22 protein-coding genes are annotated in these 25,924 nt (G+C 43.8%); 9 read left to right on the top strand and 13 right to left on the bottom strand.

Going from position 1 to position 25,924, the window contains the following annotated elements:
• Positions 1-6: 6 nt before the first annotated feature.
• The 3 genes from OCV36_RS00475 to rhtB form a co-directional block, all read right to left on the bottom strand.
• Positions 7-348, bottom strand: coding sequence for a metalloregulator ArsR/SmtB family transcription factor (locus OCV36_RS00475; RefSeq protein WP_135459018.1), 342 nt, complete (start codon positions 346-348; stop codon positions 7-9).
• A 99-nt stretch (positions 349-447) separates the two neighbouring features.
• Positions 448-1,668 carry an EAL and HDOD domain-containing protein gene (locus tag OCV36_RS00470; RefSeq protein WP_017075948.1) on the bottom strand — a complete coding sequence of 407 codons (1,221 nt, stop codon included), beginning with the start codon at positions 1,666-1,668 and terminating at the stop codon, positions 448-450.
• Positions 1,669-1,713: 45 nt separating this feature from the next.
• On the bottom strand, positions 1,714-2,331 hold the full coding sequence (gene rhtB / locus OCV36_RS00465) for a homoserine/homoserine lactone efflux protein (RefSeq protein ID WP_029225179.1): 618 nt from the start codon (positions 2,329-2,331) through the stop codon (positions 1,714-1,716).
• An 81-nt stretch (positions 2,332-2,412) separates the two neighbouring features.
• On the opposite strand from rhtB, the gene OCV36_RS00460 reads away from it, so the two are divergent.
• Both OCV36_RS00460 and OCV36_RS00455 read left to right on the top strand, forming a co-directional pair.
• The gene (locus tag OCV36_RS00460) at positions 2,413-3,393 is read left to right on the top strand and encodes an alpha/beta fold hydrolase (RefSeq protein ID WP_135459016.1); all 981 of its coding nucleotides are present in this window, start codon (positions 2,413-2,415) and stop codon (positions 3,391-3,393) included.
• Positions 3,394-3,579: 186 nt separating this feature from the next.
• Positions 3,580-4,407: a Cof-type HAD-IIB family hydrolase gene (locus OCV36_RS00455; protein WP_135459014.1), complete on the top strand. Its 828-nt coding sequence runs from the start codon at positions 3,580-3,582 to the stop codon at positions 4,405-4,407.
• Positions 4,408-4,562: 155 nt separating this feature from the next.
• Here OCV36_RS00455 and OCV36_RS00450 read toward each other — a convergent pair whose 3' ends face one another.
• Positions 4,563-5,030, bottom strand: coding sequence for an EVE domain-containing protein (locus OCV36_RS00450; RefSeq protein WP_135459012.1), 468 nt, complete (start codon positions 5,028-5,030; stop codon positions 4,563-4,565).
• 39 nt (positions 5,031-5,069) lie between these two features.
• Between OCV36_RS00450 and OCV36_RS00445 the strand changes: the two genes are divergently transcribed.
• Together OCV36_RS00445 and OCV36_RS00440 are read left to right on the top strand one after the other, a co-directional pair.
• A complete protein-coding gene (locus OCV36_RS00445; RefSeq protein ID WP_135459010.1) occupies positions 5,070-6,614 on the top strand; it encodes a COG3650 family protein in 1,545 nt (514 codons plus the stop codon).
• Between the two features lie 2 nt (positions 6,615-6,616).
• Positions 6,617-7,219 (top strand): tRNA-uridine aminocarboxypropyltransferase, encoded by a 603-nt coding sequence (locus tag OCV36_RS00440; RefSeq protein ID WP_017075954.1) that lies wholly within the window; start codon positions 6,617-6,619, stop codon positions 7,217-7,219.
• A 254-nt stretch (positions 7,220-7,473) separates the two neighbouring features.
• On the opposite strand, the gene OCV36_RS00435 is transcribed toward OCV36_RS00440, so the two are convergent.
• From OCV36_RS00435 to lptM, 8 genes are all read right to left on the bottom strand, one after another.
• Positions 7,474-9,954 carry a bifunctional diguanylate cyclase/phosphodiesterase gene (locus OCV36_RS00435; protein ID WP_135459043.1) on the bottom strand — a complete coding sequence of 827 codons (2,481 nt, stop codon included), beginning with the start codon at positions 9,952-9,954 and terminating at the stop codon, positions 7,474-7,476.
• Between the two features lie 192 nt (positions 9,955-10,146).
• Positions 10,147-12,645, bottom strand: coding sequence for a bifunctional diguanylate cyclase/phosphodiesterase (locus OCV36_RS00430; RefSeq protein WP_135459008.1), 2,499 nt, complete (start codon positions 12,643-12,645; stop codon positions 10,147-10,149).
• A 167-nt stretch (positions 12,646-12,812) separates the two neighbouring features.
• Complete coding sequence (yigB, locus tag OCV36_RS00425; RefSeq protein ID WP_135459007.1) at positions 12,813-13,529, bottom strand: 5-amino-6-(5-phospho-D-ribitylamino)uracil phosphatase YigB; 717 nt, start codon at positions 13,527-13,529, stop codon at positions 12,813-12,815.
• A 15-nt stretch (positions 13,530-13,544) separates the two neighbouring features.
• On the bottom strand, positions 13,545-14,477 hold the full coding sequence (gene xerC / locus OCV36_RS00420; protein ID WP_017075958.1) for a tyrosine recombinase XerC: 933 nt from the start codon (positions 14,475-14,477) through the stop codon (positions 13,545-13,547).
• The gene (locus tag OCV36_RS00415) at positions 14,446-15,144 is read right to left on the bottom strand and encodes a DUF484 family protein (RefSeq protein ID WP_017075959.1); all 699 of its coding nucleotides are present in this window, start codon (positions 15,142-15,144) and stop codon (positions 14,446-14,448) included. Before OCV36_RS00415 ends, xerC begins: the two co-directional genes overlap by 32 nt.
• Before the next feature lie 45 nt (positions 15,145-15,189).
• The gene (gene dapF / locus OCV36_RS00410; RefSeq protein WP_017075960.1) at positions 15,190-16,020 is read right to left on the bottom strand and encodes a diaminopimelate epimerase; all 831 of its coding nucleotides are present in this window, start codon (positions 16,018-16,020) and stop codon (positions 15,190-15,192) included.
• Between the two features lie 11 nt (positions 16,021-16,031).
• Positions 16,032-17,285 carry a diaminopimelate decarboxylase gene (gene lysA, locus OCV36_RS00405; protein WP_135459005.1) on the bottom strand — a complete coding sequence of 418 codons (1,254 nt, stop codon included), beginning with the start codon at positions 17,283-17,285 and terminating at the stop codon, positions 16,032-16,034.
• A 42-nt stretch (positions 17,286-17,327) separates the two neighbouring features.
• On the bottom strand, positions 17,328-17,444 hold the full coding sequence (lptM, locus tag OCV36_RS25580) for an LPS translocon maturation chaperone LptM (protein ID WP_017075962.1): 117 nt from the start codon (positions 17,442-17,444) through the stop codon (positions 17,328-17,330).
• 75 nt (positions 17,445-17,519) lie between these two features.
• Between lptM and cyaY the strand changes: the two genes are divergently transcribed.
• A complete protein-coding gene (cyaY, locus tag OCV36_RS00395; protein WP_017075963.1) occupies positions 17,520-17,834 on the top strand; it encodes an iron donor protein CyaY in 315 nt (104 codons plus the stop codon).
• Between the two features lie 71 nt (positions 17,835-17,905).
• On the opposite strand, the gene OCV36_RS00390 is transcribed toward cyaY, so the two are convergent.
• On the bottom strand, positions 17,906-20,434 hold the full coding sequence (locus OCV36_RS00390) for a class I adenylate cyclase (RefSeq protein ID WP_017075964.1): 2,529 nt from the start codon (positions 20,432-20,434) through the stop codon (positions 17,906-17,908).
• A gap of 344 nt (positions 20,435-20,778) precedes the next feature.
• Between OCV36_RS00390 and hemC the strand changes: the two genes are divergently transcribed.
• The 4 genes from hemC to OCV36_RS00370 are packed head-to-tail and all read left to right on the top strand — an operon-like array spanning position 20,779 to position 24,866.
• The gene (hemC, locus tag OCV36_RS00385; RefSeq protein ID WP_017075965.1) at positions 20,779-21,717 is read left to right on the top strand and encodes a hydroxymethylbilane synthase; all 939 of its coding nucleotides are present in this window, start codon (positions 20,779-20,781) and stop codon (positions 21,715-21,717) included.
• A gap of 2 nt (positions 21,718-21,719) precedes the next feature.
• Positions 21,720-22,448 (top strand): uroporphyrinogen-III synthase, encoded by a 729-nt coding sequence (locus OCV36_RS00380; RefSeq protein WP_102550998.1) that lies wholly within the window; start codon positions 21,720-21,722, stop codon positions 22,446-22,448.
• Positions 22,449-22,467: 19 nt separating this feature from the next.
• Positions 22,468-23,685, top strand: a complete 1,218-nt coding sequence (locus OCV36_RS00375) for a uroporphyrinogen-III C-methyltransferase (RefSeq protein ID WP_135459003.1) — start codon at positions 22,468-22,470, stop codon at positions 23,683-23,685.
• Complete coding sequence (locus OCV36_RS00370) at positions 23,685-24,866, top strand: heme biosynthesis protein HemY (RefSeq protein WP_135459002.1); 1,182 nt, start codon at positions 23,685-23,687, stop codon at positions 24,864-24,866. The genes OCV36_RS00375 and OCV36_RS00370 overlap by 1 nt, the downstream gene beginning before the upstream one ends.
• The last annotated feature ends 1,058 nt before the right edge of the window (positions 24,867-25,924 follow it).

Raw genomic sequence — 25,924 nt, 5'->3', positions numbered from 1 at the left:
ATTCAATTAAACGCAACATTGAGGGCGTGAAGTTATTGCTTCTAAACGCTCAATATCTTGCTGGTATTCCGTTTTCAAACAGCTCGATGCGATAAGGTCATCAATTAACTTGAGCATCCAACCGGGTAAATCTTGTGACAGACGATAAAACACCCACTGCCCTTGGCGAACATCCGTCAAAATACCATTTGAGCGCAACTGCGCTAGGTGACGGGAAATCTTTGGCTGACTTTCTTGTAATGCTTGAGTCAACTCACCAACAGAAAGGCATTCATTGCGCACAATCAGCATTAAGCAACGCACTCGTGTTTCATCAGACAGTAATTTAAAAAATTGGTGAGGAAGCATAACTACATACTCATATATGGATGTGCATATATCTTAGTTATAAAAAAACGCACGTCAAGGCGTGCGTTTCAATTGTCATAAAAGTTTAACTAAGATAAATCAAAGCTGATTGGTGACGGTATGGCTCCAGCGTCTAGCTTCAATGAGCTCCGTTTTAACTTGTTCCACGTTCAGTCCAAGTTCAGCGCAATGCTCATCAATCTGTTGCCAATCAGCATGTTCAAAGCTCTCTTCAAGAGCCAATAATATGCCATATGGCCCTTCTCTGCGCAGTAAAGCAACCTTGATGCTTTTACACAAAGGCAGCTGCTCGACTAAGTTCTCTAACGACAAATCGAGCAGTGCATCAAGCAACGAGAACAAACCAATCATAAAGGCCTGCTCAGTGTGCCCTTCAAATGCCTGATAACGAGACATGCGCTGACAAAATTGAGCGCGCTGTAAAGACAAGCCGTACAGCTCTTTTGGCTTCTTGTCAGAGACATAAGACGCCACCGCCAACGAGACAAACATTTTCAGCTTCTCTTGGCCCAGATAAACCAAGGCCTGACGGAATGAAGAAATGGTGACTTCAAGACGAGGTGACATGGTGTTCACAAAGCGCAGTAGCTTATAGGACAAAGCAACATCTTTTGCGACAATGCTTTCGACACGTTGGAAGTCGACGTCCGGCTTACACACCTCTTGAAATAACTCCATGGCAATCACTTGCTCTGGGCTAATGTACTTAGTCTTGATGACTTCGGGCTTACTAAAGAAATACCCTTGAAAGAACTTAAAACCCGCTTCTTTAGCTTGCTTGAACTCTTGCTCGGTTTCGACCCGCTCAGCAAGAAAACTAAACTTCTTACCTTGGTGAGCTTTTACCAAATCACACGCCTCATCCAAACCCATTTGCATAATATCGAGCTTAACAATGTGCGTGTATTTTAGGAAACGTTCCCATTCTTGCATCGAAGTAAAATCGTCTAGGGCGATCATATAACCAGCTTGGTAGAGCTCTTTGACTGCTTCTAATAACTCATCGGTTGGTTTACAGGTTTCTAGGATCTCTACCACCACCTTGTCTTTCGGCAAACTTAAAGGAAGTCGACGAATCAGGCTTTGGTATGGAAAGTTGATAAAGCAGCGCGAAGATGGGATCGAAGGGTTAAGGCCTACCGACAAGAAGTTTTCAACAATAAGGCGATACGTTGCTCTATTTGACTCAATATGCGCTGGGTAGGCATTCCTTTCTCCGTCGCGAAACAACAACTCATAACCGAGCGTGTTTTTGTTACGATTTAAGATCGGTTGTCGAGCAACGTACGTAGCGGTCATTTATTGATAACTCTAATTGGTTTAACTATAACTCTATTGCTTTTATTAAGCTTTGGCGGCAGCCAGTAAAGCCCCGCAGCCCATGAACATACCACCAAATATTTTATTTATCTTACCCATTATGCGATCAGAGCGAATAAAACGTCCCATTTGTGAAGCTAATGAGGTGTAACCCAACATAACAACGCTATCAATGAATACCGTTGTCACACCTAGCACTAGCAGTTGTGGTGCTTGAGGTTGTGTCGGGTCAATAAATTGAGGAAACAGAGCCACCAAAAACACGATAGATTTCGGGTTAGTTAGATTAATAAGCACGGCATTTCTAAGCAACTTACCACTCGATAACGTCGAGCTCTCTTCCGAAGCCACCAAACTAGATTTATCACGCCATTTTTGAATACCAAGCCAAACAAGGTAAACCACACCAACCCATTTAATAATGGTAAACGCCAATGCAGATTTAGCCACTAATGCACCGATACCTGCGCCCACCAGCATAATGTGAAAAGCCAAACCTAGTTGTAGGCCTGCGATCGACGCGAGTGATTTCTTGGTGCCATAACTTAACCCATTGCTGATTGAGTTAACGGTACCTGAGCCAGGAGCCAAACTGAACAATATCGCAGTAACGACATAAGCAAGCCAAACATGAGTATCCATTTGCATTTCCTTACTAGTTCTTTAATCTAACAACATTAGTAGCAATAAAGCTCTCACATGCATCAGTTCAGGTAATTTCCCATGGAAAACCACAGCGACGCCCCGTTTTCTTACACGCAAGAACCTCAATTCGAGCAAGCGATTAAACACCCGATCCCCACCCTTTGGCAACAACGAAAAGATGGGTATCTAACAACATCTGGTAAAAAGAAGCTGTACTGGTGTAGCCTAACCTCACCGATGCACACCAAAGCCATTGTCATTTCAAATGGCCGCATTGAGTGTTGCTTAAAATACCAAGAACTCTTTTATGATTTCTATCAGCAAGGCTATGACGTTTATTCATTTGACCACCAAGGTCAAGGCCAGTCTGAACGTATGGTAACAGACTCTGACATTGGTCACATTCACGAGTTTAATGATTACGCATCAGATATGTCTGACATCATTGCCAGTTTTGACCTAAGCCGATACTCCAATCGATACCTGCTCGCACACTCAATGGGCAGCACCATCGCCACACGCTACTTGCAAATTCATCCAGATCACCCGTTTGACAAGGTCACCCTATGCGCACCAATGTTTGGTATCAATACCGAGTGGTATTTTAAACCTATTGCGATGATCGTCGGACAAGTGTTAACGGCTGTTTACGCCAAACCAACTTACGCTCCGGGCCAACAAGCTTATTATTCAAAGCCTTTTGAGAACAACTTACTCAGCCACAGTAAGGTTCGTTACCAGTGGTTCCGTTGCTTGTATGACGGATCCCCCTCTTTGCAGGTTGGGGGGCCAAGTACTCGCTGGGTTTGGCAAGGGTTAATGGCATCGAAGCAAGCGATACAACAAACTCGTCAAATCAAAATCCCTCTGCTATTGATTCAAGCTGGGGAAGAGAAGATTGTGAGTAACGATGCTCAAGTGAAATTCATCAATAAGCTAAAGAAAACCAACTCAGACTGCCAGTTTAAGGTCATTGAAGATTCTAGGCATGAAGTGTTGTTTGAACAAGATAAATACCGTAACCAAACACTGGATGCCATCAATCAGTTCTTTGCCTAATGGTGGATATTGAGAAGATGCGCATTTAGGTATTTTGGAGCTAAAGAGGAAGAGAAGTAAGTAAGCTTTGCCCTCTTTTCTTACGCAAATTTGGCATACAATTTCTCGGTACAGATATTGTAGTTAAAGAGAATACTAGCGTTGGCTAGTGTCGATTTTGGTTAAGCATTTTGCAATGAGGGTTAAATGACTATTCCTGCACTAAAAGATTCCGTGAAAATTGTTGCCTCCGACTTAGATGGTACGCTTTTGGCTCCCAACCATCAGTTAAGCGATTTTACCAAGCAAACACTCACGAAGTTACACGGACAAGGTTATACCTTTATCTTCGCAACAGGTCGTCACCATGTTGATGTTGCCGGTATTCGCAAACAAACTGGCATTCCGGCTTACATGATTACCTCGAACGGTGCAAGTGTGCATGACCAAGACGACAACTTGATGTATGCCAAAAACCTTCCAGTCGATCTTGTGCAAAGCGTTGTTGATGTTCTCAAACAAGATCCCGAGATTTTTATTCATATCTACATGAACGACGAATGGTTGCTAAATCGTGAAGACGAAACCATGAAAAATTTCCACGATCAAACCGGTTTCACTTACAGATTGTATGATGTCGACAATGCGCCGACCGAAGGCATTGCTAAAATCTTCTGTACTCATCCAAATAAGGAACATGAACACCTCGTTCCATTTGAAGATAAACTCAATGCATTGTTTGGCGAAAAGCTAAATGTCGCGTTCTCAACACCTTGGTGTCTAGAAGTGATGGCTGCAGAAGTGTCTAAAGGCGATGCGCTACAAGCCGTGGCACAGTCCATCGACCTAGAACTTGAGAACTGCATTGCCTTTGGTGATGGCATGAACGATGTCGAATTACTTTCAATGGCCGGCAAAGGTTTAGTAATGGGTACATCACATGAGAAGGTTCTTAAAGCTCTGCCAAATAATGAAGTGATTGGCAGCAACGCCGACGATGCGGTAGCACACTACTTAGAAAAGCACCTGCTTTAATCTAATCTAGCCTAAGACATCTGAATAAATAAAAAGGCAGCCAATGGCTGCCTTTTTTGAACCTTACGCTCAATGCTCCCTCTAACGCTAACAGACGCCAATTCTAGATATGAATGTGGCTATTGATATCTAGCGCAGAAGAGTCTCAAACAGTGTTAACGAGAGCCTAGTGTTTCTTTGCTCAAGATCGCCTGCCACTCTTGCTCTGTAACCGGCATGATCGATAATCGATTGCCCCGTTTAACTAGCGGCATTTCAGCTAACTCAGGCATAGCTTTCAACGTTGCTAAGGGGATCAATCGCTCTGTGACTCGCACGAACTCAACATCCACCATTATCCAACGTGGGTTATCTGGCGAAGATTTGGCATCGTAATAATCGCTCTCTGGATCAAATTGAAAATGATCCGGATAGGCTTCTCTGGTTATTCTAGCGATCCCCGCGACGCCCACTTTTTTACACGATGAATGGTATATCATCACTAGGTCTCCAAGCTTGACGTCATCACGCATTATATTTCGAGCTTGATAATTGCGTACACCCTCCCAACAAGAGGTTTTCTGCACTCTCAGAGTCTGAATAGAAAAGGTGTCGGGTTCTGTTTTAAATAACCAATATGCCATAATAAATCCAATTAATGGTTGCTCCGAGGAAGATATAACATGAAGGTAATGAAAAACCCAGTGACATGGCTAGCCGCGTTTGCTTTGCAAGGTTGTGTTACGGCACCAGATACGCCACAACAACCCGAATTACCACCAGCAACCTTGGATGAGCCTCTTAGCATTCAACCACAAACCTTCATCATGCGTGGTCAGGTAGTGGTTGGCCACGAAAGCCGAACCTTCACGCCTTGCGGTAGCCAACAACAATACTGGTTAGACTTATCACCAGAGCTAGCGCTAGAAGCTCAAGGGTTATCAACCAGACCTTACCAAGCTTTATACGGTGAGCTGATTGGTCATCTCACCGTACCAAGTCAAACGGGTTACAATGCAGACTTCACGGCACGTTTCGTGGTTGACCAAGTAAATATTCTAACCTCAGAGAACCCTGATCGCTGCGGCCAACCATTGCGTTCAACGAGAGTATTCGGCAATGAACCATTCTGGTCAGCAACCTTCGATAAAGACCAACTCAAATACGCTCAGATGGGCGAAGAGCCACTACACCTCAATATAGAATCAAGCCGTACCACAACAAGCCGTCGTGATTACCATTTAGAAGGCAAAACAGCACAAGGCGAACTCAACCTCAAGAAAGAGACCTGCAGCGATGGCATGAGCGACTCTATCTACGGGTGGGAAGCCAAACTCAACCTTAATGACAACAACTACAGTGGCTGTGCGACGGTATCTAATCAAGATCCAACACTGAACTGGAGTGGGCTGTACTTCGCAAGTTCAACGCAGAACACTGGGTTCTCTATCAACCTTGAACTCAACGATGACCACAGCGCTGTGACCACTTACTCGTACAGCAATGGTGACCCTTCGATTGTTGAACAAGGCTTCTGGCAACAGCTAAGTCAAAACCAGGTGCAGGTTGTGATGACTCGCCATCAACAACAGTATTTAATCTCAGAGCGCATCTTCACACTCGATGACGGCAAGCTGATCGCTAAAAAAGAAAAAGTGGGCAACGTTGTCTACCCGATTGCCAATGGCGGTCTGGTGCTATTCGAAGCTAAGAATGCACAAGCGCAAGTAAACACCACCGCTAACGTTGATCTAACCGCAAAGCAGGTGAACTCCAGCGATCAACTTGATCAAAAAGTCGACCAAGCGATCCGTGAGTATTTTAAGATCAACAACAGCTCACCTGATGATACCAAGTACCGCTGGTTAACCTACGACTTAAATGGCGATGGTAAGGAAGAACTGTTTGCCCAGCTCGATTGGTGTGGCTCTGGTGGCTGTACACTGCTTATTTTTGAAAATCATCAAGATAACTGGCGCTTCAATAGTCGAGTGACATTGGTTAAGGGCGACATACGCTTAGGTAAATCACAAAACCACGGTTGGCAAGATCTGATCTTCAATGTCAGCGGCGGCGGTGCAACACCTGCCAAGCACACTTTGTCTTATTCTGGTGTTAGCTACCCGCTCAACCCAAGCGTAGCTCCAATTGCAGATGATGCTGATATCAGCGATGTGGTTTTGTTTGCTGATGGTATCTCACCAGTAAAAAGCGGAGTTAAGTTATAAAGATGGGTAATCAACAAGCTTGCTCCAGTTGTGGGTTCACTCACCAATGCATTTGCCATTTGATACCGAGTATTGAGAGCCAAACCGATCTCGTGCTACTCACTCATGAGAATGAACTGTCGCGAGACACCAACACCGGAAAGCTGCTTCAACAATCTCTTCAACAATGTCAGTCCTTCGTTTGGCAACGAAAAACACCACCAGCTGAGCTAATGGCACTACTTGAAGATAAAACACGACAGCCTTTTCTATTGTTTCCAAGTGATACAAGTATCGAATGCCAGCAAGCTGTGATGACTAAAGCCATGAGTCGAAAGCCGCTATTCATTATTTTGGATGGGACATGGCAGGAAGCGAAGAAAATGCTCAACAAGAGTATTTGGTTACAATCGATTCCACAGGTTCACCTCAACATTACCAGTGAATCCTCGTACACTCTGCGCCGCAACCAAGACAGTGGTCACTTGTGTACCTGTGAGGTTGGCGTTGAACTGCTCAAGGCATTAGGTGAAGACGAGCAAGCGCAACAGATTGATGGCTACTTCCAACACTATTTAAAAGTATTCCAAGCCGATAAGTGTGGTCACTCACTCAAAGAGATTTAGCCACAACAAGCTCGCACTAAATCAGGCAAACTAATTTTAGGGCGGGACACAGAAACAACAAAGGGTGAGCCAGAAGCTCACCCTTTTCACATCTAACGTTAATCTATTGAACAAGTTGGTGTTTCACGTGAAACGCTCACTCTACTTAGTCATTTAGACGATCCCCTGTCATTCAGAAGACCTAGAGACACCTAAAAGATACACAGGCACTTTAGAACGTACATAACCACTTAAAAGACGTTCAACTCGCTTTATCAAAATAAACGCTTAGGTTCCCCAAAATAGTAACCTTGCAAGTAATCCACCCCCATATCCTCTGCAATTCGACACACTTGTTCATTGTGTACAAATTCCGCCACCGTCTTAGCATTTAAGATCTGACACAGACTGACGAGTTGCTGGGCTATCTTCCTTTGCTTCTTATCTTTATCTATATTGCGAATTAAACTGCCATCAAGCTTTATCACTTGTGGCTCCAGTTTCAATATTTCATCGATGTTCGAATAACCAGAACCAAAGTCATCCACAATAATATTCACCCCAAGATCGCGAAAGTGATTACACACCTCGATCAAGCGACCGTAATCCTGGATTTGCTCGGTTTCCAACACCTCTAAACCAATACGTTGTGGGTGACTGATTTTCTTGATGGCTTGCTCAAGGTGTAAAATGGTTTTCTCATTGCTGAAATCTTGTGGCGCTAAGTTAATTGAGAACGAGTCCGTTCTCTGGCTCATGAAATCAAAGGTGCGCGTTATCATTTGGCGACTTAAACGCGTATAGAGGTGAGTACCCTCAATAATAGGTAAGAACTTACCCGGTGCGATCAGCTGGCCATCTTCTTCGATTCGAACCAAGCACTCGTAGCTTTCTACTTGATGACTATGCGCCGATACAATGGGTTGCGAGCAAGCAACAATATTTTGGTTGAGCACCGCGCGGCTGACACACGATAGCCAACCGAGTTGTTCTTGGCGATGCTTCTCTAATTGGATTAACGCCTTAGCACTCACCAGATGTTTATTTTGACTCACCGCGCTGCGTCGAGCTTCAATCGCTTTCAGTAATAAATCATCAATGGAGGTCGTAGGGAAATCGCGACGACTCGCGACACCTGCGCAGACTGAAACCGAAAGATAATCGATATCAGGTAATCCCATAGGCTCAAAATTCACATGTTCGGTTTGATCTGCAAATTCAGAGAAACGTTGATGAATGTGTTCTTGGCTAGCCCAACTGTCGAAAACCACGGCCCACTCGCCAATACCAATACTATAAAGCTGGCAACTCTCATCAAAGAACTTCAACAGTGCTTTTTGAAGGTATTCACTCAAGTCATGCAAAAGCTTGTCACCGACTCGATAACCATACTTCTCATTGATTTGACCAAAGGTGGTGACCTTCAGCGTTAACAAATGGCTATCAAAACTCATTTTTGACAGTACTTCACGCAACACACTTCGATTGGGTAAACCAGTCCGGCGATCAATTCGGTAGCTTGCCGTCAATGCGGTCGCTTGTTGCTGAATCTTACTGGCCATGCTGTTGTTCATGTCGTCGACATCAAGCAGTGCATTTCGGATCAGTGAAAACAGAGGGGAGATATTTGTCGCCGGTTGTGTGTCTAATGGCAGTACAGCCTTACCTTCACCTTCTCTTATCGCGAGGTAAGTTAAGCTATGATGTAAAATTCGTTGTTGACCATCCTCTTGATGTAGCTCGCCCATACAGTAAACACCATAAGTGTCCGCCAGCTTTTGGAAAACCTCCACCTCTTGGTTGCCATCAATAAAGTCGAGACGAGAAGTACAATTATAGATAAAAAGCTGCTCTGGCTTATGAGAAGCGATCTGTTGAACGCCAAGCCTAATCTGCTCTAAGGTAAGTGAAGGATGGTCATAACAAAACCTGACCTCATCACCCACCTGAAACTGACCACTGAATTCTATCTCTCCGTATTTCGTGACACTGAGTGGTAGGTGAATGTTTTGTTCTTTTGGATCGCCGACCATTAAAGGGAAGTTGTGCAGCTGTTCGAAAGGAACCTCAAGACCATCAGCAAGGTAACGATTATAAAGATCACGAACCGGCATTCCATCCAGTTCAGTTAACAGATTATCTTGAGCACCCGTGACCCGAAAGGTACGACCTATTGGGTTCCACTCAGTGTAATAACCTCTAGTAATGAGAAGCTTTGAGTTATGCAGCGCCACCATCACATAAGCATTTTCATAACAGACACCGTTTAGCATCACCCATCGTCCACTATCAGTAATGGTAGAGGCACCGCCACCAATGGGTAATGAGTATCTCGATTGCTCAAACGCTGCGAACAAGGCTCGGTTATTTATTTGCAAACGATCGGCAAAGCAGATGATGCTTTGAGTTTCGGCATTGCACTCCAGTTGCTCCCACATCGTTCGACTATCAAGTAGTGGTTGATCACTGTATTCCACAACACCACAAGTGTAAGACGTCGTGTCAAAGCGAGTGACAATAAGATAAAGGCCTTGATGTAGGATGACACCCTGGCTGATGTAGTGGTTCGCACTACAACCAATGAGTTTGGCATTAGGGAAAGTCGATTGAATCACTTGGCAGGCAGCCAAAACCGAACCTTTCTCGAAAGAAGAGAACACCTGAATCAGCAGACTTTCATGTTTATGAAAATCTATCTTGTCCAATTCATGTTGGGTTTGTTCTATGTCTTGTATCAGGAGAGAGGTCGACTGCATATTCACATTAATCATTACGTTAATGATTCGTTATTGTGCTTATTATAAATACAGCTTGCACGGAATACTTACGATCGTCATGCGAATAATGTGACATTAGTTAAACATCATTCATTTCAATAAAACAAAGCGTTGAGCAGTGGTTATGCACCGCTCAACAAAGATATCGTATAACAGCCTGACCTTTGTATTTTAAAACAATCGCTTAGGCTCACCAAAGTAATAACCTTGCAGGTAGTCGACACCCATCTGTTCTGCTATCTCACAAACCTGTTGATTATGGACAAATTCAGCGACCGTTTTCGCATTAAACACCTGGCATAAACGAACCAGTTGAGAGGCAATGTTTCTCTGCTTTTCATCTTTATCGATGTTGCGAATCAAACTGCCGTCTAACTTAATAATCTGCGGCTCAAGCTTAATGATTTCATCAATGTTGGAATAGCCAGAGCCAAAATCATCGACAATGATTCTCGCTCCTAATGAACGGAAATGATCACACACCTCAATCATTCGACCGTAATCTTTAATCTGCTCAGATTCTAAAACCTCTAAACCAAGACGAGTCGGATCCTTCATTCTACCAATCGCCGTTTCTAAAATTTCGAGCGTTTTGTCGCTGAGTAAGTCTTGAGGTGAAAGGTTGATAGAAAAAGAATCTTGCTTGTCAGCCATATAACCGATGGTGTTCTTAATCATGTGTCGACTTAGGCGAGTATATAAATGGGTATCCGCAATAATGGGTAAAAACTTTCCTGGCGGGACAATGGAGCCATCAGCTTCCATAATTCGCACTAAGCACTCTTGCCCAATTTTCTCATGTGTCCCTGACGCCACAATCGGCTGCGAGTAGGTGATGATGTTTTGATCTAAGATTGCTCGGCTTACACAACTCAACCAACCCAGTTGTTCTTTGCGATCCTCTTCACTGACCTGAATATCTTTGGCGTTAGTAATATGAGTATTGTTACGAACTCCATAACGTCGCGCTTCAATGGCTTTAAGCAATATCTCGTCACCATTGTCTGATAAGAAATCACAGCGACTAGCAAAACCACCGCACAAGGAAACCGAGAGGTAATCAATATCCGCAAGTCCATAGGGTTCAAAATTGATGTGTTCAATGTCATCTGCAAACTCAACAAATCGTTGCTCGATTTGTTCGTTACCAATATTCGCATTAAAAATAATGGCCCACTCACCCACACCAATACTAAAGAGTTCAACTTTAGTGGGTGATTCCTTAATGAAACGAGGTTGTAGCCGGTCGATAAAGTGGTTAGAAAGATCGAGTAATAGTTGATCTCCCACTTGGTAACCATATTTCTCATTCACTTGATGGAAGTTTGTTAGTTTTAACGTCAGCAAATGTTCTGTTGTCAGTATGGTATTGAGACGTTCCTTCAATACAATTCGATTAGGTAAACCGGTACGAGAGTCAATTCGGTAGCTCTCTGTCAAACGCCGAGTTTGTTGATGGAGCTTTTTCTCCATCTGCGTATTCATGCTATCCAAATCAGCAACAGCGTTTCTCACAAGATTAAGCAGTGGTGATACCGTTGAACCACAATTAAAGTCGTCACAGCGAAACTCATCAATCTCGTCAGACTCTCTCATAGCAATATAAGTCAAGCTATGATGGAGGATGTCTTGGCGGTCTTCATTTCGGTATAACTCACCCATGCAGTATGCACCACACGTGTTCACGATCCCTTCAAATGGCTTCAGCTCAAGTTTACTGTCGATAAACTCGAGTCGAGATACGCAGTTATAAATAATCACTGATTCAGGCTGATGCATAGCAAGCATCTCAGCACCATGACGAACTTTTTCCGCAGTCAAAGACGGGTGGTTATAACAAAACTGCGCTTCTTCTCCGATATGCCAAGGGCTATCAAACTCGATACTGCCATCATCATTGATACGCAGTGGTGTCGAGATCCCCTTCTTTCTGCCAAGTTCTCGATAGAGCGGAAAGCTCATCAATTGACTAAAGGGAAGGTCCTTTCCATCGGCAAGGTAATGTTTGAATACTTCGATAGCCGGCTTATCATTCAGCGCATATAAGCGATTCCCCTTGGCGCTAGTAACTCTTAGCTTCATCCCAATCGGGTTCCACTCAGAATAAGCATCTGACCAAACTTTTAATTTAGGGTTGGTCAAAGCGACGGCGACACAAGCGTGCTGATAGATCTTTTCGTTGTGCATCACCCAGCGGCCAAATTCATTCTCATGACACAACCCACCAGCAACAGGCAAGGCGTAAGGTAGATTTTCAAAGGCGCTATAGATTGGGTAATCACGACCGTCAACCTGATCGCACAAGCTGATCACGGTTTTAGTATCTTGAGATAGGTCTAACTGGGCAGCCAACGCTTGGCTGTCATGATTGGGGCTGCCCGAAAAAGGCTGAACGGCAGTGGACAACCGTGTTTCATTAAACTCACTGATAATGATTAAAGTACATGCGCTCTCAAGGCAATTATCACAGATAACATGACGAGCACTTTGGCCAATTAGTGTCACACTGTTTAAACGCTTAAGGGCGATACTCGCGATTCCACGGGCTACATCAGAAGATTGAGCGGAAAAGAGTTGGATAAGATATTGCTTGTTGTCACACCACTCTCGCTGATCAAATTGAGATTTAAATAACTCCTCAGTATTTGCGAGAAATGTAAATGTTTGCATGCCAACCCTTGTTCAAAATCGAGTAAAGTGAGAACCCGCAACCACTGCTATGATTGAAATAAATCGATAAAAGTATTCGCCAATTATCCTAGCCTAAACAGGCATTTAATTACGACCAATGTAACAATTCAATATCATAAATGCGACATAATAGCTTACCGTAGCCATTAAATTAGTCGCATAAGATCGCTAAGTTGGTCTATTTCAACATCAGGTAACACACTTGCCTTCGAAGATAGGTATAAATTGGAACCAATGTCATTAAACCAGCAGGCTTGGAAGCCATTTCGCTTGGCACCATAGACGTCAGTTCTGAGATGGTCGCCAACATGAAGAATGTTCTCAGCATCGCATTCTAAGTACTGTTGAGCTTTATCAAACATATCAGGGTGAGGTTTTGCCTTGCCGTCAGGGCCGGCTTTTAGGATTAACTGAAAGTACTGGCCTAAGCCAATTTGATGAGGGTCCACGTTACCATTAGTAATAGCAACTAGCGGAATACGCTGGCTAAGCTCAGCCATCACTCGATGCGTTTCTTGAGGAACGTCAACTTGGTTACGCAGCCATAGCGCATGATTTATTCCTTCACGAGCAGCGAGTTCAGCTTGGTTCTGAGAATACCCTAACCGTAGCAAGCCACATCTAATCTGGGTTTCACGCCAGACGGTGACATCATGCTTCAAATCTGGATTTTCAGAGGCGACTTGTTGTTTAACGTCTTGCCACTCTTCTAGCGATAAAGATGCCGACACAGGGTGCTTTTGGTAAAGCCACTGCGCCATCTCTTTCTCTACCTTCATAATCACAGGCCAGTTGTCATACAAGGTGTCATCCAAGTCAAAGGTCATGGCTTTGATGGGCTTTAACCCTCGATAAATTCGCATAGTAAACCCTTTAATCTAATCTTTATTCTTCTTACGTGCTCTTGGGTGAGCTTGATCGTAAGCTTGTGCTAAGTGTTGAAAGTCCAAGTGGGTGTAAATTTGGGTGGTTGAGATGTTTTCATGCCCAAGTAATTCTTGGACAGCTCTCAGATTTTGGCTCGACTCTAGGACATGTGTAGCAAATGAGTGGCGAAGTTTATGTGGGCTTATATGGCTCGCAACAGATTGCTTCTTACCCCACTCTTCCATGCGCTTTTGCACGCTGCGATGTGATATACGGGTTCCTAGCTTAGAGACAAACAGAGCGTTTTCACCTGGTGAAGCTAAGTCACCTCGCACTTTTAACCACTTATCAACCCACTCTTTGGCCAAACCAGAAAACGGGGCTTTGCGTTCTTTATCGCCTTTACCAATCACTCGAATTTCGCCTTGCCGAGCCAACACATCTCTCAGGTTGATACCGACCAGTTCGGCCAGTCGCAAACCAGCACCGTACATAACCTCCATCATCGCTCGGTCACGAATCGACAATGGGTCATCCTCATTCACATCGAGCAATTGACCCACTTCATCGACATCGAGGTTTTTAGGCAAAGGACGCTGTTTACGAGGTGCAGAGACACCTTTGGCTGGATTGGCGGTCATTTCGCCACGCAACACAAGGAAATCAAAGAAACTGCGCAGTGAAGATAAGCGCGTTGCAATACTGCTCGCCTTCATTCCCTCACGCATGCCTTTGCTGGCAAGTTGTCTGACCCACGCCGCATCGACTTGACCCCAGTCTTTCAATCCTAGCGTGACTAGATGACCGGCCATGGTTTCAAGTTGTTGTTTGTAATTACGTTGGGTGTGTAGGCTGAGTCCCTTCTCGCTTCGGAGATATTCATAGAAGCGAGAAAGTGGTGTTTGAAGGCTATTAGGAAGAGGTGTTTTGGGCTCTAGGCTCATTATTTATCTGCCAAGGTAAGGTGTCCGCCAAATGAGCCACTACCAGCGCTAAATGGCGTAAAAAGAGCGTGTCCATATGGGGTTGAAAATGTCCGCCATCTTCACTAGAAAAGGCGAGCAAGCCCAATGGAGACTGCTTAGCAAGCGGTAGTACTACATAAGAGCCTAGTTCTGGAACTTGAAAATCACCAAACAAATCGTGTCTGTCTGCTTTTCTCAAACGACCCAAATAAGCATCTTTGCCATTAAAATGGTTGAGCGAAAACTTCGAATAGCGCTCTTCATTGAGCAGATAAAAACCTGGTCGCGAGAGGAGTCGCACATGAGCCTTAAGCCCTAGGTCTAACGCTTTTTGTTCAACCGCTTTAATAACCTGCACAAAGTCACTGCATTTCAATACTTGAGCTTGCAGATCCATAAACTCATAGAAGGTTTTATCGTTATTCGCCGCCAACGACATCAAGCCAGTAATTTCTTCTTCTAGCTCTTCGATTCTATGACGTTGACGTTTAAGCTGAACCTCAACCAGAGAAACAGCGCCTTGCTCAACATTATTAATAGCAAGGCGATCAACCAGATTTTTCCTGTCTTGAAAAAAATCTGGGTTATCACGTAAATATTCCGCGACCACTTCTGCAGTGAGTGTGTCGGCTTCAACGTAAGACAAAACCTATCCTTTATTTTTTATGAATCGATTTGTTATAAATCGTTGTTAGCAAGAAAGTTGGCCATCAAACACATGCGTTGCTGGGCCTGTCATAAACAGCGGCTTACCTGGGCCTTGCCAGCTAATCTGTAGATCACCACCTGGTAGACGAACTTTTACATTCTCAGCAAGTAAGCCTTGATTGATACCGACAGCAACGGCGCCACATGCACCGCTACCACATGCCTGAGTTTCACCTGCCCCACGTTCGTAAACACGTAAGCGAACTTCATCACGACTGATTACTTGCATAAAGCCAGCGTTCACTCGTTCAGGAAAACGCTCATGCGATTCTAGAAGTGGGCCTAAGGTCTCCACATCAGCAGTATCGACGTCATCAACAACGGTAACCACATGCGGGTTACCCATGCTTACGGCACCGCAGAACAAGGTGTGTACATCCGTTCTCAGGATATACGTCTTCTCTGGCTGCTTTGCCTTGAATGGAATTTTGCTTGGTTCGAACTCAGGAATACCCATGTTCACAGTGATCTGGTCATTGTCTTCAATCTTGAGAACCATTTTTCCTTTCTTGGTGCTCACATTGATGCTGTACTTATTCGTTAAGCCTTTCATGCGAACGAATCGTGCAAAACAACGAGCACCATTACCACACTGCTCCACTTCACTGCCATCCGCATTGAATATGCGGTAATGGAAATCAGTTTCTGGATCATAGGGAGCCTCAACCACAAGTAGCTGATCAAAGCCCACACCAGTGTGACGATCCGCCAAACGACGGATCAAATCTGGAGAAAAGAAAATATTTTGAGTAATGCAGTCCACGACCATGAAATCATTGCCCAAACCATGCATTTTAGAAAAGTGGAAGTGCATAACGCTTAAAATTACTCCGGAAGAATGTTTTCAAGTTCCCACAGACTCGTAAGCTCTTCACGCTGACGAACCAAGTGAGTTTTATCGCCATCAACCATCACTTCAGCCGCACGCGAACGAGTGTTGTAGTTAGATGACATAGCGAAGCCATAAGCACCTGCTGAGCGAACGGCCAGTAGATCGCCTTCTTCAAGAACAAGGTCACGATCTTTACCTAAGAAGTCACCCGTCTCACAGATAGGGCCAACCAAGTCGTAAGTCACAGCTTCACCCTGACGCGGGCTCACTGGCACAATATCTTGCCAAGCTTGGTAAAGTGCCGGGCGCATCAGATCATTCATTGCTGCATCTATGATGGCAAAGTTCTTATGCTCTGTTGGCTTTAGGAACTCAACTTTTGTTAATAATACACCAGCGTTAGCAGCGATCGCTCTTCCAGGCTCGAAAATCAGCTCTAGATCAGAATGATTACCTAAGCGAGCCAATAAGGCTTTCGCGTAATCTGAAGGTTGTGGTGGTAACTCATCACGATAAACCACACCCAAACCACCACCGACATCAAGGTGCTTGATGTTGATACCGTTAGCTCGTAATTGATCGATTAGAGCAAGTAGGCGGTCTGTAGCATCAATGAAAGGTTCGATATTCGTTAACTGAGAACCTATGTGGCAATCAATACCATGGATAGACAAGTTATCGAGTGTTTGTGCAAAGGCATAGACTGCAGGTGCACGATCGAACGCAATACCAAATTTGTTATCACGCAAGCCTGTAGATATATAAGGGTGAGTGTTAGCATCAACATCTGGGTTAATGCGCAGTGAAATCGGCGCTTTAACACCTAGCTCACCTGCCACTTTATTCAGTCGCTCTAGTTCTGGCTCAGACTCTACGTTGAAGCACTTAATGTTCAACTCAAGCGCACGCTTCATTTCAGCGGCTGTCTTGCCTACACCAGAGAACACAACTTTAGCCGGATCGCCACCCGCAGCAACCACACGCTCTAACTCACCGCCAGAAACGATATCAAACCCTGAGCCCAAGCGAGCCAATGCATTCAATACACCAAGGTTCGAGTTAGCTTTAACGGCATAACACACCAAGTGTGGATGCTCACCAACCGATGAATCAAACGCATTCCAGTGGCGTTCTAATGTTGCACGAGAATATACATACAGCGGTGTACCATATTGCTCTGCTAGTTGTGAAAGTGCGACGTCCTCAGCCCAAAGCTGGCCATCTTCCTGATAGTTGAAGTAATCCAAAATTCTTATCCCTTATAAATAACGATTTCTGCGTGTTTTCACTTATTCTGATTGTTCAGTTTGCTGTACTTCATCAGGATCGTACAACGGACCTGTTTGACCACAACCAGAAAGTCCAATAACGGACACCATAAACAGAGCGGTAATTAATTTTTTCATTTTGCATATCGTGATTATTAACTCAATGCCCCCTATAATCGCACCACACTCAGGAAAAGCAATAGGATAGAAAGGATGAACGATACTGAATTTCATCAACTGGTCGATATACAGATGCAAAACATCGAAGAAGCTATCGATGATTCAGAGGCTGATGTTGATTACGAAGTGACTGGCAACGTGATGACGCTGGAGTTTGAAAACCGCAGCCAAATTATCATCAACCGCCAAGAACCAATGCGTGAGATATGGTTAGCCTCTAAATCTGGCGGCTTTCACTTCAAGCTAGTGGATGACAAATGGACATGCTCAAAGACGGGCATGGAGCTGTTTGAGATGGTGAAAGAAGAATGCGTTAAGCACGCAGGTGAAGAGATCAATTGGGTCTAATCATTTGTAAGAAAAACGAAAAAGGAGTGAATCAATCACTCCTTTTTTAATTTCGACTGGCTTAGAGAAACCTAGATATTTACGATCTTCGAGTTACGGGAAGATAAGGTTGCATCATTGCGGTAAGGCACAACATACGAATTGCCTTCTTCCGGATGAACAATTTGATAGTACTGAGGTAGATTGAAATTAATCAACCTAGAGGACACTTTCGACTCATCTTTTACGGAAGTGTAAAAAGAATTCACGCTCGCGATCATCTCATCTTTTTCACCACTGTACTGGTGATACACCTCAACTTGATTCGATTCATCCAATACATAAATATTGAAGCCTTTATCCGTATCTTCAAAGAAGAACTGGATCAAACCTTCACTTGCAAAACCATCGACCACATCTGGTAGTTGATACTCCTGCTCTTTATCCAACATCTGTAAAGGTGAACCCTTTAACTTGTTGGTTGAAATACTACGGTAGAAATCAACCGAGTTTTCCAACATCTGCACCGAAACACCACGACGTTCAAAGAACAGACCAAACATCTTGTTCGCTAAACGGATAGCCTTAAAGCGACGACGCTTTTCAGGTTCAATCGGTTTTAGTCGTAAATCGATGCATTCAGCCAATAGTTGGTACACCATATTACGCATTACACCGCGTAGATTTTTGCTGTAACAAAACACATCGACTGATTCTGGCGGTAAAGCATCTTGGTGCATTTTACCAAGTACCGTTTTGAGAGCGTCCAACATTGCCGTATCACCTTGAAAATGAAGCGTACGCACTTCATGCCAAGAATTACGATAAACCAAATCGACACTCCCAACTAAACTCTTACCTTCTTCACCAAAACTGAAGATATCGGCATTCTTAAGATCAACCTTCAATTCACGAGGACTCAGTTCAGAAGTCGGGTCACTTTCAAAGTTGATGAACATCGCTAATTGGCTTATCTCACATGGACTCGCGAGTGCTTGCATGCTTGGGCGGCGCTTACGCAAAGAGAAGGTATTACGCAGATCGCTAACCATTTGATAGAACTTATCGATATCAATCTGAGCATCACGAACGACAGAGTGCAAACGAGTCGACTCTGTAATCAAACCATTAAAGAATGACCAAGCAACCAACTTACTCAAGTACTCATGGTGCTCAAGGGATGGCTGACCCAGAATGCGGTGGGCGATCAGTGGTTGTTTATATAAGTACCAACCCGGCTTGTTTGCCTGCCCTTGTCGAACCTCAATAAAGCTCAAATCCGGTTCATGCAGATCCGGGGAGATTTGAGGATTCAATAAGGTCACTTTACCAGGCAAGACTTCAAACGCTGCATAAAGCTTACGAGCCAAGATACTGATATCTTGTGGGCTAATTGCCGAGGTAATATCATTGCGACGTGCAAATTGAATCAGATTACGATAACTCAGCATCAAAGCGTCAAGCAGTGCATGATGCACCACTTTAACCTGCTCAACCTTCCAGTTACGACGGTTATCGAGCTCAGCAATAGTTTCATGTCCCCAATTCCAAGATTTGGTCATCTCGGTCAAGGCTTCACGACGCCATGCAACAGAGCCAATACCCGCCTCACGAGACAACTTCTCATGGGTCTTAAGATAGAAACAGCGTCTCACTAAATCCAAACGAGTATGATCATTAATACGTTCTAGATAGCGCGTTACTTTCTCAAGCATAAGATAGTAGCTATCCATACCATACAGATCAGGTTCGTCTGCAAAAAAACGACGCTTGGTATCAATGCTAAGCAGTTGGGTATTTGGGTATTCCCATGAATAAGCTTCTAGCAGGATCGCCTTCAAAACCGATTTATACGGCGAGTCGATACTTTTATAAAGCTGCCATAAGTTTGAACCGAAGTACTCTTCAGCGGGAATACTATTCAGCTTACCGAAATCGATCCACTGCGAGCAATCAAGATAACCATCCTGACATAACCCATGAACATATTGGTCATAACACTCCTCCATTTCTGGTGGAATGATCTGCCATAACAAACGCTGGCCAGCCAAACGAACTGCAGAGCGATAAAACTCATCAAGTAATAGCAAATGTTGTGAAGAACCACAGTTATCGCCAGTCATCTCTTCAGAATGATTTGAACGAAAACGTTCTCCATCCATTAAGAAGAAGTTTGCTTCAACCCCTAAGGTTTCCGCCCAATCGGTAATAAGCAAACATTTGTTAGTCAGGCTATCGCGCGATGCTCCGTCCATATCTGGAGAAACACAAACCCAGATATCGAGATCACTTGAGGTGCTTTGACCAATAGAAGAAGTGCTACCCATGGTGTAAAGACCAAGGATCGCTGGTTCAGCCGCTTCGGTCAGCTTGCCACCAAGTGTTAATTCAGTATCAGAGACAAATTGCTTTTGGAATGAGTTAAACGTGAAGCTACGAATTCCAAAAGGAACTTGCTGGTCGTAATAACCAGGCATCATGGGGTGATTGAAATGAAGCAGTGCAGGAATAAGGTTAAAAACTCGCTGACCTTGGACATTCATCAACGCCAACGCACGATCAATGCGCTGCTGATTTAGATTGTCTAATCGTTGAATCAAAGTCTGAGTGTAAGCCTGCAAGGTAAGTCCTTGGTTTGAGATTAAATGCACTTCTGTTTAGTTACTGAACGAAAGCAGCGACAAAACGTGATCAATTTAACACTTTTACCCTTAATGGTAAAGCAAAGGAACCCGTCATACTGGTCGATTCCTTCATGACAAAAAGTTAAACTTACGGCGCCGTAGTGTCCTATTTATTGGCTATTACTAATAATAGCCCATGTTTCAAATGAGATACCAATCACACTATTTTGGTGAACTCATGAAAATCCCTCAGCTATCAAAGCATGGAATGATCAAACAGTAAGAATTTTCGCTTCACAATGGTAGGATTAAGCTATTACAGAACCTATATCGGAAACACCATGACAAATTCAGCACCAATCCGTATCGCTACCAGAAAAAGCCCTCTTGCCCTTTGGCAGGCATACTTTGTAAGGGATGCACTTCAAGCTGCTCACCCTGGTTTAGAGGTTGAGTTGGTAACTATGGTGACCAAAGGTGACATCATCCTTGATACGCCGCTAGCTAAAGTTGGTGGTAAAGGACTGTTCGTTAAAGAACTCGAAGTGGCGATGCTAGAAGGTCGTGCTGACCTCGCTGTTCACTCTATGAAAGATGTGCCTGTAGACTTCCCTGAAGGTCTAGGTCTGGTGACTATTTGTGAGCGCGAAGATCCTCGTGATGCATTCGTATCAAATACTTACAACAACATCGATGAGCTACCACAAGGTGCTGTCGTTGGTACTTGTAGCCTACGTCGTCAATGCCAGTTATTGGAATATCGCCCTGATTTAATCATTAAAGAGCTTCGTGGCAACGTTGGCACTCGTCTGGGCAAACTAGATAATGGCCAATATGACGCTATCGTACTCGCGGCGGCGGGCCTGAAACGTCTGGAACTGGAAGAGCGTATTCGTAGTTTCATCGAACCAGAACAGTCTCTACCTGCTGTAGGCCAAGGCGCGGTAGGTATTGAATGCCGTCTTGAGGATGAGCGTCTGATTAAGCTTCTTGAGCCACTGAACCACAAAGACACAGCTGACCGCGTACTATGCGAACGAGCAATGAACCTAACTCTGGAAGGTGGCTGTCAGGTTCCTATCGGTAGCTACTCACTATTAGATGGCGACAACATCTGGTTGCGCGCACTTGTCGGTGAACCAGACGGTTCTAAAATGGTTCGCGGCGAGATCTCTGGCTCTCGTAAAGATGCTGAAACACTCGGTGTTACTCTGGCAAACCAACTGTTGGATGACGGTGCGAGAGAAATCTTAACCAAGCTATACGCAGACCAAGAATAGCCATGACAGTGTTGGTGACACGTCCCGGTTCAGAGGGACAATCGCTTTGCCAACAACTAGCGGATGAAGGGATTCAAGCAATCCATCATCCGCTGATTCGTATCGTTGATAATCCACTCTCATCGGATTTAAGCGCCCAGCTTAGTCACAGTGATATTATCATCGCAGTCAGTCACCATGCCGTGACAGCTGCCCAAAGCATCCTTTCAAAAACTTCATCTATTTGGCCATCTTCGCCGCTTTATCTTGGCGTTGGTCAAAAAACTGCGCACATTTTAAGCAAAGTCTGTAAACAAAAAGTAAACTACCCTCAAGTTAGTGATAGTGAACATCTTCTTAAACTTACTGAACTTAATGGTGTAAATAATAAATTCATCTTGATACTTCGTGGTAATGGCGGGCGTGAGCTCATTAGAGATTCTTTACTCAACCGAGGCGCACAAGTCTCTTATTGTGAGACCTACCGTAGAGAATATATTCCCATTTGCGACCACAATACCTATCAAACATGGATAAACAGAAAAACATCCAAAGTTGTCATCACTAGTCAGGAACAATTGGAGTATCTCTGCTCAATTACCCCTGATGAGTATTTGGCTTGGCTTTCAACAAGACAACTATTTGTCCCAAGCCAACGCATTGCAGATCGAGCTCAACAGCTCGGTTTCTCTAACGTGACCAATACTCACAGTGCTGCGAACCAAATATTACTGGCTGCTCTCCAGCCTTAGCTAGAAACAGGAAATAAGCATGACAAGCAAAAAAAATAACGAGCATATTGAACCTGAACAGAAATCAGAGACTCAGCCAGTAGTCATTGAGAACGAAAAAGTTGAATCTAAAGCAACAAAACAGCCAGAAGGTAAGCTTGATTCCTCAACGTCAGATGTAGCTCAAAATGATAAGTCCCAAGCAGAGCAGATAGAGAAAGCTGAGAAGCAAGGAAAACGCGGTGTCAAACTGGGCGCTATTGCGATCGCTATTTCCATTATTTTCAGCGGCGGTATCGCATTTCAAATGCAGCAAAAGAGTGCTGAATACTCAGCGCAAATCGCAGCCCTACAAGCTCAACTGCAAAATACTCAGTCTGCAGTAAATAAAGACCTACAGACGATCAAACAAGAGACTATCCAAGAAGCATCGCATGCCGTAGAGAAAACTCAGGTAGTACAATCTCAACAACAAAAGAGTATTCAAAGCCTACAGTTAGCAGTTGCCGATGTTAAAGGCCGTCGTCCTAATGACTGGCTACTTGCCGAAGCCGATTACCTTGTGAAACTTGCTGGTCGTAAGTTGTTCCTTGAACATGATGCCGTTAGCGCAACTAAGCTAATGGAAAGTGCCGATCAGCGTATCGCAGCATTAAATGACCCTAGCTTAGTATCTCTTCGTCAATCGATGACCAATGACATTACTAAGCTTCGCACTATCCCTCTGATCGATCGTGATGGGCTAGTATTGCGAATCACAAGCCTTCAACAACAAGTCGACAACCTACCACTTGCTAATGCAATCTTGCCTGAAGCGGCAGTTGTTGAGAAAAAAGCTGTCTCAGAAGATATTAATGATTGGCAAAACAACCTGATGACATCAATGAAAGGTTTCTCAGAAAACTTTATTACTTTCCGTAGCCGTGATGGCGAAGTAATACCGCTACTGTCTCCAGAGCAGCATTTCTACCTACGCGAAAATATCAAAGGTAAGCTCGAGACTGCTATTCGCGCTGTCTACAAAGAACAAGGTGATGTTTATAACGCGGCTCTTAAAACAGCAAACGAATGGTCGGCTGCTTACTTAAACCAAGACAACAAATCAGTCATCGAGTTTGAGAAGGCCATCAAACAATTAAGCGAGCAGAGTATCTCTGTGAAATACCCTGTAAAACTTGAGTCTCAAAACGAGTTGTCAGGTGTGATACGCGAACGTCTACGTCGTGAAGTAACTGTTATGACCACGGAGGAAAAATAATGATTCGTTGGATTTTTCTTTTTCTCATACTTGGGGCGGGCCTGTTTGTCGGTACCCAGTTCTCAGGTCAACAAGGTTATGTACTGATCTCGATTGCCAATAAGACTATCGAGATGAGTGTGACGACTCTGGTTATTTTTGTCATTGCTCTTTTGGCTGCATTATTCGGCTTAGAGTACCTCTTTAAAAAACTGATTAACGCAAGTTCAACAACTTGGAACTGGTTCAGTGTACGCAAGCTAAAGCGCTCTCGTCGTTATACCAATGAAGGTATCATCAAGCTTCTTGAAGGTGATTGGAAAGGTGCAGAGAAAAAGGTTACTCGTTGGGCTAACCACCACGACATGCCTTTGCTTTGTTATTTAGTCGCTTCTCAAGCTGCCCACGAGCAAGGGAATACAAGCGAACGTGATAAATACATTGAGCTAGCGAGTCAACAAGAAGACTCTCAGCTTGCTGTCGAGTTGACGAAAGCTAAGCAACAAATTAGTGAATCAAACTACGAAGCGGCCTTCGACACGCTTTCAAATCTAAAAGGTTCATACCCAAATAACACAGCTGTACTTGGTCTACTTAAAGCAACCTACATGCAACTTAAACTCTGGCAGCCACTGTTAGAGTTAACGCCAAAGCTCGCTAAAAACAAACTATTAACGGCGGCAGAACAAGTTGAGTTAGAACAAAAAGCTCAATGCGGTTTACTTCACGATGTCGCACAGCAGCAAGGTAGCGAAGGTTTAATAAGCCATTGGAATAAGCTTTCTAGAAAACAGAAACAAAGCTCACACTTGGTGTCATGTTTTGTTAAACAACTGATAGCTCGTAAAGCTGACTCTGAAGCCTTCACTGTGATTAAAGAGAACATTGCTAAGAATGGTTCCAATGAGCTTTATATGCTACTTCCAGAGCTTAACCTGGCCGACCATCACCCCGTTATCGTGATGCTAGAACGTGCGATCAGTAAAGATAATAGTAATGCCGAAGCACACAGCGCATTGGCTCAGTTCTATCTAAGAGAACAAAAGTGGGCAGAAGCACAAAGTCATTTTGAAAAAGCACTGGCACTGCGCTCTAATGTTTCAGATTATGGATACCTATCTGATGCTTTAGAAAAGCAAAACTTAACGAAAGCCGCCCATGAGGTTTCTCGTAAAGCTCTTGCCTTAGTTCAACCAGCTTAAGCTAATAGAGCTAACACGAAGCCGATGCCTAGCATCGGCTTTTTTGTATCTACTGTTTACCATAGATAACTTGCTAAGTACTAATAAGCAAACACTAGGGGGATAGTAAAAGTCTTCCATCCAAACCCCTTCTCCACAGCCAGCTTATTACTGACCGAAGCACCGTCCATTTTTTGATAAGACCTGCCTAGCCCGGAACAATCCATAACGAACACATCTTGATCATTGGCTTTCAAATACTATTAATGCTCTAAAGTACTAGTTTAAGTCACGAGATTAAATCTTCATGAAATCACCCGTAAGGTTTCCTAAAAAACACTGAGAGATACTTTAGGTCTATCCGTATGTAGTTTTAGCAAATTATAAAACAAGTTGTTTAGAATCCATTTGAGCTGGCTGACAACCTTTATATAGATTTTTGAAGAAATAACGATCAGATAATTTGGTTGGATTTGTACCGAAAGGAAGAACATTTCGCAGTAGTTATCATTTGATAGAGATTAGCTCTAAATTACAGTGAGCTTAGTAACTGGAATCATTAGATGAAAGTTACATTTCAGTAATGTACCTCAAAGCGTTGGAGCACGTAAATCCGACCTACCTCCGTAACCAACCTATTAATTCAAGGTTGAAGAAGTGAATGTATAACAGCGGAGTTTCAATATCTAGACGAAATCAGTACTGAGACACAATAAAACTCCGAAGTTTAAAACGAGGTTTAATCATCACTCACAAAAGTAATTAAGAAGCCGCAACCACTTAGAAAACTCCTGCTAACTTATTTATTAAAATCAATTTGTCATGTTAGAGCCCATAAACGCAAAGCCCTGCTATTGCTAGCACAGCTTTCTAATCAATCGTTGATTCAACGATTACTAGCAAAAACAACCTTTTACGGAAGCCAAAACCAAGAGTTAAAACTCATACCCCAGAAACGACGAAAGCCTAGTCGTCAGACTAGGCTTTCTAATATGTTCCGGTATAGCGGGAGCGTTTCATGCAGGGCCGATAAATGAGGACAACATCTCTATGGAACTCATTCAGCAAAAAAAACACTT

Source organism: Vibrio echinoideorum, assembly GCF_024347455.1.
GTDB lineage: Bacteria > Pseudomonadota > Gammaproteobacteria > Enterobacterales > Vibrionaceae > Vibrio > Vibrio echinoideorum.
The sequence above is the reverse complement of the archived record's forward strand: the minus strand, read 5'-3'. Positions and strand labels throughout refer to the sequence as shown.

Excerpts from the sequence above, each read along its gene's own strand:
- hemC (WP_017075965.1), top strand. The coding sequence starts at position 20,779 with ATGACAAATTCAGCACCAATCCGTATCGCTACCAGAAAAAGCCCTCTT.
- xerC (WP_017075958.1), bottom strand. The coding sequence starts at position 14,477 with ATGAGCCTAGAGCCCAAAACACCTCTTCCTAATAGCCTTCAAACACCA.
- OCV36_RS00450 (WP_135459012.1), bottom strand. The coding sequence starts at position 5,030 with ATGGCATATTGGTTATTTAAAACAGAACCCGACACCTTTTCTATTCAG.
- OCV36_RS00370 (WP_135459002.1), top strand. The coding sequence starts at position 23,685 with ATGATTCGTTGGATTTTTCTTTTTCTCATACTTGGGGCGGGCCTGTTT.
- OCV36_RS00455 (WP_135459014.1), top strand. The coding sequence starts at position 3,580 with ATGACTATTCCTGCACTAAAAGATTCCGTGAAAATTGTTGCCTCCGAC.
- OCV36_RS00375 (WP_135459003.1), top strand. The coding sequence starts at position 22,468 with ATGACAAGCAAAAAAAATAACGAGCATATTGAACCTGAACAGAAATCA.
- OCV36_RS00380 (WP_102550998.1), top strand. The coding sequence starts at position 21,720 with ATGACAGTGTTGGTGACACGTCCCGGTTCAGAGGGACAATCGCTTTGC.
- dapF (WP_017075960.1), bottom strand. The coding sequence starts at position 16,020 with ATGCACTTCCACTTTTCTAAAATGCATGGTTTGGGCAATGATTTCATG.
- OCV36_RS00445 (WP_135459010.1), top strand. The coding sequence starts at position 5,070 with ATGAAGGTAATGAAAAACCCAGTGACATGGCTAGCCGCGTTTGCTTTG.
- OCV36_RS00430 (WP_135459008.1), bottom strand. The coding sequence starts at position 12,645 with ATGCAAACATTTACATTTCTCGCAAATACTGAGGAGTTATTTAAATCT.
- OCV36_RS00440 (WP_017075954.1), top strand. The coding sequence starts at position 6,617 with ATGGGTAATCAACAAGCTTGCTCCAGTTGTGGGTTCACTCACCAATGC.
- lptM (WP_017075962.1), bottom strand. The coding sequence starts at position 17,444 with ATGAAAAAATTAATTACCGCTCTGTTTATGGTGTCCGTTATTGGACTT.
- OCV36_RS00435 (WP_135459043.1), bottom strand. The coding sequence starts at position 9,954 with ATGCAGTCGACCTCTCTCCTGATACAAGACATAGAACAAACCCAACAT.
- OCV36_RS00460 (WP_135459016.1), top strand. The coding sequence starts at position 2,413 with ATGGAAAACCACAGCGACGCCCCGTTTTCTTACACGCAAGAACCTCAA.
- rhtB (WP_029225179.1), bottom strand. The coding sequence starts at position 2,331 with ATGGATACTCATGTTTGGCTTGCTTATGTCGTTACTGCGATATTGTTC.
- cyaY (WP_017075963.1), top strand. The coding sequence starts at position 17,520 with ATGAACGATACTGAATTTCATCAACTGGTCGATATACAGATGCAAAAC.
- yigB (WP_135459007.1), bottom strand. The coding sequence starts at position 13,529 with ATGCGAATTTATCGAGGGTTAAAGCCCATCAAAGCCATGACCTTTGAC.
- OCV36_RS00475 (WP_135459018.1), bottom strand. The coding sequence starts at position 348 with ATGCTTCCTCACCAATTTTTTAAATTACTGTCTGATGAAACACGAGTG.
- OCV36_RS00470 (WP_017075948.1), bottom strand. The coding sequence starts at position 1,668 with ATGACCGCTACGTACGTTGCTCGACAACCGATCTTAAATCGTAACAAA.